The 11713-nt window shown below is 33.6% G+C and carries 10 protein-coding genes; 1 reads left to right on the top strand and 9 read right to left on the bottom strand.

All coding sequences use genetic code 11. The features are described from left to right. Positions 1-73: 73 nt before the first annotated feature. Positions 74-574 carry a GtrA family protein gene (locus tag BN4220_RS11345; protein WP_066716166.1) on the bottom strand — a complete coding sequence of 167 codons (501 nt, stop codon included), beginning with the start codon at positions 572-574 and terminating at the stop codon, positions 74-76. A 179-nt stretch (positions 575-753) separates the two neighbouring features. Here BN4220_RS11345 and BN4220_RS11340 point away from each other — a divergent pair, with 179 nt between their 5' ends. Beyond that, positions 754-1023: a late competence development ComFB family protein gene (locus tag BN4220_RS11340; RefSeq protein ID WP_066716164.1), complete on the top strand. Its 270-nt coding sequence runs from the start codon at positions 754-756 to the stop codon at positions 1021-1023. 159 nt (positions 1024-1182) lie between these two features. Here BN4220_RS11340 and BN4220_RS11335 read toward each other — a convergent pair whose 3' ends face one another. The 8 genes from BN4220_RS11335 to cls form a co-directional block, all read right to left on the bottom strand. Then, positions 1183-1635: an NUDIX hydrolase gene (locus tag BN4220_RS11335; protein ID WP_066716162.1), complete on the bottom strand. Its 453-nt coding sequence runs from the start codon at positions 1633-1635 to the stop codon at positions 1183-1185. Between the two features lie 121 nt (positions 1636-1756). Then, the gene (locus BN4220_RS20500) at positions 1757-4588 is read right to left on the bottom strand and encodes an FtsW/RodA/SpoVE family cell cycle protein (protein ID WP_082812269.1); all 2832 of its coding nucleotides are present in this window, start codon (positions 4586-4588) and stop codon (positions 1757-1759) included. A gap of 147 nt (positions 4589-4735) precedes the next feature. Beyond that, a complete protein-coding gene (locus tag BN4220_RS11325) occupies positions 4736-7222 on the bottom strand; it encodes a U32 family peptidase (protein ID WP_066716159.1) in 2487 nt (828 codons plus the stop codon). Between the two features lie 116 nt (positions 7223-7338). Beyond that, positions 7339-7758, bottom strand: coding sequence for a cell division protein ZapA (locus BN4220_RS11320; RefSeq protein WP_066716157.1), 420 nt, complete (start codon positions 7756-7758; stop codon positions 7339-7341). Positions 7759-8053: 295 nt separating this feature from the next. Continuing rightward, positions 8054-9067: a Holliday junction branch migration DNA helicase RuvB gene (ruvB, locus tag BN4220_RS11315; RefSeq protein WP_066716155.1), complete on the bottom strand. Its 1014-nt coding sequence runs from the start codon at positions 9065-9067 to the stop codon at positions 8054-8056. 23 nt (positions 9068-9090) lie between these two features. Continuing rightward, positions 9091-9711, bottom strand: coding sequence for a Holliday junction branch migration protein RuvA (ruvA, locus tag BN4220_RS11310; RefSeq protein WP_066716153.1), 621 nt, complete (start codon positions 9709-9711; stop codon positions 9091-9093). Positions 9712-9811: 100 nt separating this feature from the next. Next, on the bottom strand, positions 9812-10060 hold the full coding sequence (locus tag BN4220_RS11305) for a hypothetical protein (RefSeq protein WP_066716151.1): 249 nt from the start codon (positions 10058-10060) through the stop codon (positions 9812-9814). A gap of 58 nt (positions 10061-10118) precedes the next feature. Next, positions 10119-11672 (bottom strand): cardiolipin synthase, encoded by a 1554-nt coding sequence (gene cls, locus BN4220_RS11300; RefSeq protein ID WP_066716144.1) that lies wholly within the window; start codon positions 11670-11672, stop codon positions 10119-10121. Positions 11673-11713 lie beyond the last annotated feature (41 nt).

Below are 11713 nucleotides of genomic sequence, written 5' to 3'. Positions count from 1 at the left end.
AGATTTCTATAATCTCTAAACTGATTTAGATTCATGATTTAGATTTATGATTTAGATTTATAATTTTGATTCATTATCTATCAATTTTCTCGTTATATTCAGTAACATTAACGGTAGTACTATTTACATCCGTATTCTTATCAAATACAAACCATTTACTGAAGATATAATTTAGTATAATAACTATGATTGCAATAAAACCTTTCACAATCATATTGTACTGATGTAATTTTAATACATCGATAAAGATAAACATACCGGCACTTTCAATCACTAAGGTTACTATTCTAGCACTAAAAAATTTAGCCAGTTTTTCTCCTTCTTTTTTACTACTGCCTGTCTTATTTTGAAACACCCAAAAGTTATTTACAACGTATGCAAATATAACTGCTACGACCCATGCAATTGTATTCGATACCATATTTGCAATCCCTAAAAGATTACATAAAACTCCGTAAACAACGAAATTAACAACCGTTGTTAACACTCCAGCAATCAAATAGGTAAGCACTTCTCTGGTAAGTAATTTATCAATTACTTTCTGAACCAAATTATCATTTAGATTTGAACTCATCGCGATCTCCAATACTGTATTTATTTCTACACATATCTGATATTATAGCAAAGCTGATTTAAAAATACAATGTACACACTTGTGAAAATATGAAATGATAAAAGCTTTTATAATCTATTTACACATATTGACACCTATGATACATTAGATGTATATAATAAGTCGCTGGGAGGTCTCTTATGGAATTATTACTTAAAAATATCATGGAAGATATCGTTATCAAACGGATTGATGAAATACTTCCTGAATTAAACTGTTGTCAATGCGATCAATGTCGCTTAGATATTGCTTCCTATTCATTGAATCGTTTACCACCAAAGTATGTTGTTACAACTCAAGGTGAATTACTATCAAAGTTAGATGTACTAAGTACCCAATTTGAAGCTAGTGTTATTGCTCAAATTACCCAAGCATCACTTCAGGTGGCTCACCACCCTAGACATAATTAATAAAATAAAAAATAATGAGACTTATGCATACATATATTTCATATTAGATTCCTATAGAATTGCATTGCAATATCCATACGGAATACATATATAAAATCGTTTGTACATAAGTCTCATTATTATTCTAATTGACCTCGTCTGTCAACCGTTATACTAGATCTAAAAGTATTTTTTATTACCCCAGAGATTACTTTTTTTTAAATCCACATACTCATTATAGGCACGTTCTAATATTTGCTTTTCATTGGTAAATTTAAGCATGTGGTACGCTTCGTGGAATTTATAGTATCCTGAGTCCATAAAATACTCTTCCCGTTGTGGTTTGCTGTAATAGCTATCAGACATCATAAGGTACCAATGAACATCCTTCAGTACGGTGTTCTGGGGAGTGTTAAAGGTATACTGACTTTTACCGATATATTTAATTATCGATGCAACAGCGCCGGTTTCCTCTTTTACTTCACGAACTGCAGTTTCCTTGTATTCTTCCCCTTCTTCTACAGTTCCTTTAGGTAATACCCAGCCTTCATACTTGTTCTTGTAATTCTTATATAACAATAAGATTTTACCTCTGAAAATAACTACACCACCACAGCTCGTTGCTTCTATCATCGCAATTCCTCCTGTTTTCTGGTGTAACGTTTACTACCCTTTAGTATACAACACTTTCCGTCTTAATTCAACCTATTGTTTTTAGGGATTCTATTTTATTGTTATTAATGAATTATTATATCTATTTTGTAGAATAGTATGCCTCTATAATTTTCTTAGCAATTGGCACCGCATAAGTACTACCAGAACCAACGCTTTCAACAATTACGCTGATTGCTATTTCTGGGTTATCTACAGGTGCAAATCCTACAAACCAAGCATGTTCTGGTTTATTTATATCATACTTTGCTGTACCAGTCTTTCCAGCAACTGTAACGGACATATTTTTTAATTTTGTTCCAGTACCATTTTCAACTACTTCTTGCATATACGTTGTTAAAACTTGTGCTTCATTGGCTGAAATTAAACTTCCGTAGCTAGAAGGTGTATTACGAGATACCTCATCACCATAAGCAGATTCGATATGATCAATAAGATATGGTTTCATTAAAACTCCACCGTTTGCTATAGCAGATACAATCATAGCGTTATGAAGTGGTGTTATCTGTGTTTTACCAAGTCCTATCACCGTTTGTGGATAATCATTAGGATCGGATGTCCCATCTAAAACAAAGCTACTTTGTGAAGTAGTAATTGAAGTTGGAAGTGGTTGATTAAATAAGAAATCCCTAGCTAATTTTTGAAAGGAATCCATATTTAATGTTATTCCTAAATTACCAAATGAAGTATTGCAAGAATGTGCAAAAGAGCTTAATAGATTAACACGTCCATGGCTTTTTACACAATGGAGCGTTACATCATTAAATCTTCCCTCACCTTTACATTCATATTCATAAGATTCGTAATCAGGATTTTCTCTCATATATTCTAATGTTGTTAATATCTTAAATGTCGATCCTGGAGCATACAAACCTCTTGTTGCACGATTTAAAAGTGGTGAAGATGAATCATTATTAAGATCTGCCCAATCATTCACTACTGTATTTGGGTTATAATCAGGTTTTGATACCATTGCAAGTATCTTTCCTGTGGAAGGCTCTAAAACTACCACAGCACCTTGATTATTACCAAGAGCATCATAAGCTACTTGTTGAAGTTTTGTATTAAGAGTTGTTACCACATTATCACCAGGATTCTTCTTCCCAGCAATCTCGTTTGTTAACTTTGTAAAACCATTAATACTTGAAGTCAACAGATTAAAATTATCCGATAATTCGACTCCTGTCCTACCTTTTTGCATTCTTCCAACTACATGTGAAAATGTGTTTCCATATGGGTAAACTCTCATCTCAGTTCCATCATCAAGTTCAACAGTTTGAGCTAATATATTACCATCTGCTGATAATATCTTTCCTCGTGTAATTCGTTGTGCTAGCAAGTCCTGTCTATAATTATAATTATTATTCACAACTGTCTTACTCTTAAATGTTAAGAAATACGTATAATACCCGATCACACCAAATAAAAGTGCTGAAAAAAAGTACATAAAACGAATAACAGATTGAGTCACATCTTTTCTTTTTTTCTCTAACTTCTTTTGTAGTTTTCTTTCTTCCTGTAATTGCAACTGATCATTGCCTTTTTTAGAGTTCTTTTTCTTTTTATCCTTTTGTTTTTCAGCTTCGATTTCATCTAAAGAAACTTCATTTCCATCGGAACGTAAATGTAATACATAAAGCCCTTGAATAATGCTAAACATAAATATACTACTAACAATGGAACTACCACCATAACTAACTAATGGAAGAGTAACTCCTGTGGATGGAATGCATTTTAAAACACCACCAACGTTTAGTAAAACCTGCACGATGTACATAGTACTAAATCCAAGCGCAACTAATTTATAAAACGTATTTTTTATCTTTACTGAAATATTAATAAACATAACAAAACAACTAATGCAAATTAATATGATACATATCGCAAAGATACCACCGAACTCCTCTGCAATCGCTGCGAAGATAAAATCAGAATCTACAACTGGAATATTGTTAGGCAATCCCTGGCTTAATCCCATTCCTAGCCAACCACCAGTTCCTATCGCAAACAAGGATTGACTGATTTGATATCCTTCCTTCTCAATCAACTCAAAAGGATGTAAAAAGGCCGCCACTCTAATTCGTACGTGATCAAACAAAGTGTAGCCTGCAAAGGCTCCAACAACACCAGCCCCTACACCAGCAGCTAAGTAAGCCGCTTTTTTCGTTGCTGCATATAACATTATGATATATGTGATAAAGAAAATAAGTGCAGCACCTAAATCCTTTTCCAATACTAATAAAATAACATGAATTGCAGCCATTATCGTAATTAAGACGATCTCTTTAAATTTTACTGCCTTGCTAAGTAAAGCACCCACTGCAAAGATATACAACAGTTTCACTATTTCAGATGGTTGGAATTGAAACTTACCTATAATAATCCAGTTTTTTGCTCCGTAGTATTCTTGTCCAAAGATTAGAACTACGATTAACATAGCAAGACCTAATAAGCTATAAAACCAACCGAGCCGTCCAAGGGACTTAAATTTTTCAATCGCCACTGGTACAACTAAACATATCAAAAGCATAGCCGCTGAAATAGCAAACTGCCTAACTCCTTTTTCGAATGAAAGTCTCGTTATCATTACAAAACCAATCATCAACAGCATCATCATATTTTGAAAAACTAATTGTGACATCATTCGATAACTAACTTTATATAACGCGCTAAATATGATAAATACCAGTAACTGACTTATATACAATATAAATAATTTTTCATCTCGTGACGTAACATAAAGAGATAAAAAGCTACTACCATGAATCAGATACATCAATATTTCCATTCCACGATATACTCTTTTACGGTAGTGTTTATTCTTTTTTACGATTACTCGAAAGGAAAAGAAAGTATACAGCGTCATTAATATGATAATTAAATATTTTGTTAATTCCGTAATTAAATGATCCATTTTTACCTCTTCTTATTGAACCTTCCATTTGATTTATAGGAAGTATTCTATAAAGCTTATCCAAAAACAACTTAGGGAAAGCTTCCTACGAAGTTTTTTCGCAAAAACTTTTAATGAAACTTCGTAGGAAACATTCCATGTCGGAGTTTAAAGAATACCTCTTCTAAAATGTCCTTTTGTGTATTCTCGCAGATTTAAACTAGAATCTATGCCATGTTTAAATACATCAACAAAACTTTTTAGTACTTTGCTTACTTCTTCTCCAGTTTCGTTACTAAAATCTAGTCTAATATTTCTTGGATTTAAGTTTTGTATTTCTGCCACTTCCTCAAGCAATGAAAGACACTTGGAGTTATAAATAGTATTGTAACATTCTCTACAATTTGTTCTTACTGAGAGTTCATTCTTTAAACGGTCTACAAGAACCAAGGATTTATCATCATCGGCACTCTGTAAATTTTTATTTGCTTTATTTACCTGTTTTCTACAACCAGTCGTATTCATCTTTACGCATTGTGCTGACACCATTAATGGCAAATTACCATACACCAAAAGGTCCATATTTGAAATTCCAAGTCTTGATAACTCACCTTGATTTAACTCAACGGATGCTGTGGTATGAGTAATTCCATGCTCTAGATAGAATTTCTTCGCCTCATTATTCATAACATACATATTGTAATCAAGTCGTACTTCCTTAGATAAATGTTCCTCTGTTTGCAAGTTTTTAAAAAATGTATACTGCTCATAATTTTTAATTACATATCCATCTATAGTATCGGCTAGCAAATACGCTTTATTCCTTAAGAATAAATCATAGGTATAAGAGCGGAAGATGTGTGGCATAACAATATAACATCTTTTCTTATACTCTTTTACTTGCTTGCTAAGTTTCTCAATTTGTAAAAAGTTGCATTCAGCCATGTCTAAATAGATTTCATCAACCTCTTCTATTTCACATGCATGAATTAATTGTTCTTCATCTTTGACAAAAGCAATGATACCAATATCACTATTGTTATCTTCTGCTATAAACTCTTTACTTTGATCTTTCATAATAGGCTCTAAAGCTTCTTCTCTTTTATATTCTTGAGCCATTGCCTCTTCTAAACGTAATAAGGCATTTCTACGAATCTCGTTCAATTTTGATACTGGAATAAATACATCTCCATTCAACTCAATATCTAAGTTCTCAAAAGTAAATGGTGTTTCGTTTGTCTTTTCCAATTGCGCCTTTATTTTTTCCCTAGTCATTGGTTGCTTCATTGCAGGTTCAACCACATCACCAATTTCGCTCACCTTAATCAACTTATCTTCACGATTTTTCGTAGATACCTGTAATTCTAGTTTTTCACCTGGCGTTGCACATAATAAACCATGAATTGAAACCTTACGTTCATTTTCGTAATATTTTTCAGAAAGTTCTTCTAGTAATTGACTATTCTTTGTTCGATAAACTTCATTTCCAATGCTCACCTTACTGCCAGGCTTGAAATTACTTTTTAAAATCTGGCCAGCCTTAGCACCATCTTTAACTGTAAATTCATAAACCTTATCTCCATTTTCACGAATTTCAAGAATATCTTGTGCATTAATATTCTCTTCTAAACGAATGGATGCATTGATTCCTTTGATATCAACAATTTTTCCCACATACACACCACTATGATTTGGTCGATGCATGGACATCATAGATTTGCCGTTGTGAGCTTGATAATAACCATTTGAGAAACCACCACGATTGTACAAATCCTGCAATTTAAGCATGTCCTCTTTTATAAAATTAGGATTCTTTTCTTTAAACTTGCGATAACCTTCACTTCCTAATTCATAATATAAATCTACCTGTTTGCGATAACTTTCAACAACACCTGCAGAGTATTCATATCTCTTCATTCTTCCTTCGATTTTAAAGGAGTCAATCCCTGCCTCGATAAACTCAGCAACGGAATCTAGCGTACAGATATCTTTTGGGCTTAATAAAAAGCTCTCTTCTTTTTTAGATACAACCGAACCGCTTTCTTTGCATCCATGCTCCATACGACATGGTTGAGCGCAACGACCTCGATTACCACTTCTTCCACCAATCATACTACTCATTAAACATTGCCCTGAGTAGCTATAGCACAATGCACCATGTACGAATGATTCAATTTCAAGAGATGTATTGGCACGTATCCTTCTAATCTCTTCTAAACTAAGCTCTCTTGAAGTTACCATTCTAGTAACGCCATAGTCTTCAAAGGTCTTAGCACCTTCTGCCATTGTAAGTGTCATTTGTGTACTTGCATGGATTGGTAGCTTAGGGAAATGTTCATGTATATAACGCATTGCACCTACGTCTTGTACAATAACTGCATCTAAGCCCTCCATATAAAATCTTCTTAAATACGTATATAAATGTTCAGATAGTTCCTCATCCTTTAATAAGGTGTTCACAGTTAAATACATTTGCTTTCCTTTAACGTGAACATAATCAATGGCACGAAGTAAGGTTTCTTCATCCAAATTATTTGCATATGCTCTAGCCCCAAATAATGTGCCGCCTATATATACTGCATCTGCACCTGCATTGATTGCTGCATGTAAACTCTCAATAGAACCAGCAGGTGCTAATATTTCAATTTTATTCATATATACCTTTTCATATAGTATTTTCTTACTAATACTATATGTTAACCCTTTCTTTTACTTAATTACAATGCTTCTATAATTTTAAAAAGGCCGTCATCCCTGACAGCCCCTAATTATTAGTTTGTTTTATTCTTTCGCGCTTCTATAAGCTCTGTCTCTAAACGAACAACTTTCTTCTGTTCTTCTAGATTTTCCTTTTGCAATCCTATAATTTCATTCTCTGCAGCTTCTAGCCTTGTTTGTAGCATAATAATCTCATGCTTCAAATCAAATATCTCTCCACTTTTTAAATCACTATCGCTCTCGGATTGCTTTAATTGTTTTTTCATTTTAAAATAATCATCTGCAATGTTTAGCTGAAGCAAAATATTGCGCATCTCGCCATCTAAAGTTCGGTAGAAATCTTGTTGTTTAAATTCCGCTATCTTACTGTTAATATAGGATGCAACCTTTTGTAAATATTCTTCGCTTTCATACCCACAAATAACATATCGCTTCCCATTAATAATAACTTCAATATCCGTTCGTTTATTCATACCGTCCTCTTTTCCGAGAATTTCCCCACCACTATCTCAAAACTAATAAAACTTATATGAAACTAAATTCTGATAATTGAATCTTTATGAACTTTTGTACAATATTTACTCTGCAAAAGCGCTTCTGATTGTAATAACAAAGCACATATTGCTTTTTAATAGAATCTAATAACGAAGCTAAGTACACTTCTTAATAGAATTTAATAACGAAGCACAAATCGCTTCGTTATTATATTTTAACATAAATCACTGGAAAAACAATACTTATTTTATTTAGGGAATTTATAAGCGTTTTTTATTCATCGCACTCTTTTGAACTAACAGCTAGTCCTAAATGCTTGTAGGCTAAATCTGTAACCATTCGCCCTCTTGGAGTTCTTATTATCAGTCCATTTTGAACTAGATATGGTTCGTATACCTCTTCTACTGTCCCAGAATCTTCTCCAATTGTAGTAGCAACTGCATCAATTCCAACGGGTCCTCCATTGAATTTTTCAATCATGGTCATTAAAATTTGACGGTCAATATGGTCAAGTCCTAGCTTATCAACTTCAAGTAAATCAAGGGCAAAATTAGCAACATCCTTGGTTATCTTGCCATCATATTTTACTTGGGCAAAATCTCGAACACGCTTTAATAAGCGGTTTGCCAAACGTGGTGTTCCTCTTGATCTTCTTGCCAACTCAATCGCACCAGTTTCATCTATTTCCACATTCAAAACACTTGCTGAACGCACAATAATCGTCTTTAGCTCTTCGGCAGAATAAAATTCCAGACGACTAACCACTCCAAAACGATCACGTAAAGGTGCTGTTAACATACCTGCTCTTGTAGTTGCTCCAACCAAAGTAAAACGTGGAAGTTCAAGCCGAATTGACTTTGCAGAAGCACCTTTGCCAATAACAATATCAATAGCGTAATCTTCCATTGCGGGATATAATAATTCTTCAACTTGTCGATTCAAACGATGAATCTCATCGATAAATAATACATCGCCCTCTTGCAAATTATTCAAAATAGCTGCCATATCTCCAGGTTTTTCAATCGCTGGTCCAGCAGTTGTCTTCATGTTAACGCCCATTTCATTTGCAATAATACCTGCAAGTGTTGTCTTTCCAAGTCCAGGTGGTCCAAAAAAAAGGACATGATCTAAAGAATCGCCTCGTTGCTTTGCCGCCTCGATGTAAATCTTTAAATTTTCCTTCGCTTTTTTTTGCCCGATATAATCCTTTAATAACTGAGGTCGTAAGGTGCTTTCTAACTTCACATCCTCTTCCATTAACTCAGTTGTTATCATTCTTTTTCCCATAGGTTCCCTCTAACAATCTATCATTACACTAATCCAATATTTTTAAGCGCAAGCTTTAACACTTTTTCAGAATCCATATCATATGTTACATTCACCATTTTTACCGCTCTCATTGCTTCACTGCTACCATATCCAAGTGCAACCAGCGCTTGGATTGCCTCATTGCATATTCCATCAATCGCACTTCTATCTGTAAAAATATTTTCCGTTGCATTCAATAATTTTTGTTCAAATGCATCCTCTAACTTAAACTTATCCTTTAATTCCAGGATTAGCTTACCTGCTGTTTTTGCACCAATTCCAGGAGCTTTTGAAATTGCTTTTGCATCCTCAGAAAGTATGGCAAATCTCAAATCATCTGCAGAAAGTGCAGATAAAATTCCTAGTGCACCTTTGGGTCCAATTCCATTCACTGTAATCAATAACTTAAATACGTTCAAATCATCCTTATTCGTAAATCCAAATAAGGCAATTCCGTCTTCCTTAACCTGCATATATGTGTGAATCTTCACTTCGCTATGTAGTGCTGGAAGCTTATGAAACACCGTTTGAGGCACTGCTATCTCATAGCCCAAACCGTGATTCTCAACGATAATCGTATTTTCTTTTATCTCTGCTAACTCGCCTTTAACAAATGCTATCATATTCTCTTTCCTATCTAAAATCAAACTTATGTTCTATTAATAATATTATAGCGTAATATCAAAAAGATAGCAACTTAATTAGCAAGCTAAAAAGAATAGGCTATTTTATACGTTCAAAATTTCCTTTTGAAGTCATTAGTCTACCTTCATTCAAATATTGTATTATGATATAAGCAGAAATATCCAAAGCCTCTGCAATTTGAAGTGCATTGCTATTTGGATATTTCATTAAATATTCTTTTATCTGTTCAAATTGTAAATCATCTTTTTCTTTACACTCATTACATGCATACGATACAAATTTACTCGTGTATACCTTCTTACAATGCTTACAAACATTTATGTGCATCTTTGTTGTCAAGCCTTTCTTTATATAAGTAGCATTTTAAATTATTCGATCTAGTTATTTACATAAGCGTAGAAAATAAGTTTAAAATACTTTGTAAGAACTTAGTGGTCCATGGACGATTCTTCCATTCCTCGTATGTCACTTCTTTGGAAACTTCGAATGTTTTATCAAAATCTTCTCTAATGGTTTGAATCACATCTCGATTACATATAAAAACACCACACTCATAATGTAAGTAAAAGCTTCGATAATCCATATTTATTGTTCCTACGATTCCGCAGTCTTCATTGATAATTGCTTTGGCATGAATAAATCCAGGCGTATATTCAAAAATTCGAACACCAGCTTCCAAAAGCTTTCCGTAGTTATAATTCGTCACTTGCTTCACACTTTTTTTATCAGGGATAAATGGAGTAATGATTCTAACATCCACACCACCCCTTACTGCGCTAATCAAGCTATCTCTCATATCATCTTCAATCACTAAATATGGTGTCATGACATATAAGTACTTTTTAGTATAATGAATCATTTGCTTATAAACAGATTCAATTGGATTCTCAGGATTATTAGCTGGTCCATCTGCAATTACTTGGCAAAATACATTATTCTTCTTAAATTCTTTTGTTGGGCGATATGGAGTATAATCAATTAAGGCACCATTGGTGCATACTTCCCACATCTGAAGGAATGTAACCGTTAATCCCCAAACAGCATCGCCTTCTACACGAACAGCACTATCTTTCCATATACCAAAACGAGCTACGTAGTTCACATACTCATCTGCTAAGTTTATTCCACCAGTATAACCGACATTTCCATCAATCACAATGATTTTTTGATGACTTCGATAATTCATATATAATTTTTCTGTATACTTGTGTATTGGATTAAATATTCTGATCTTAAATCCTTCTTCTTCAAGCTTTCTTTTAAAATCCTTACTAGTACGAAGCATTGCACCAAAATCGTCATACATAAACATAACTTCTACGCCTTGTTGTATTTTAGTTAATAGCAATGCATGCATCTTTTCCCAAAGAAGACCCTCCCCAACAATAAAAAAGTTTATCATTATAAAATTCTTTGCTTCTTTTATGTCTTCAAAGATAGCTGCAAATACGTCTTCCCCCATGGGATAATACGTAACCTCATTATTTTTAAATAGTGGAAACGTATGGGATTCCATAAATTTTGCCATTCTTGATTTCGTTGGATATTGCTCTGCAAATAAATTCATGGTTTCTTCATCGTATTCGTAAAATGTTGCACCATGCCTTAATTTACCTAGCACTTTTTTCTCAATGCTTTTTTTAGAACCTGACTTTCCCCATAAGGCGTACATGATATGCCCTGTTAGAGGAAGTAATAGTACAATGCAAATCCAAGCAATTTTATATGAAGAGGATCGATAATCATTAAGTAATCCAATAATTACAAAAATACTTAGAATTTCGATAATGGTATAAATGTAAACTGTGTATCCACTTAGCCATATCGATAGCGCAAATATTAGTCCAAATTGAACAAAAACCAAGCTGGCTACTACCGCTACACGCAAAAAACCACTTACATAGTTCTTTACTACTCCCTTTTCTTTATTATCATTCACTTTTTACGACTCCCATCCTATAAATTCTTAGTAACTCTCCT

This window comes from Clostridium sp. Marseille-P299 (genome assembly GCF_900078195.1).
In the GTDB taxonomy this organism is placed as follows: Bacteria; Bacillota; Clostridia; order Lachnospirales; family Lachnospiraceae; genus Lachnoclostridium.
This window is presented reverse-complemented; position numbering and strand designations above follow the sequence as displayed.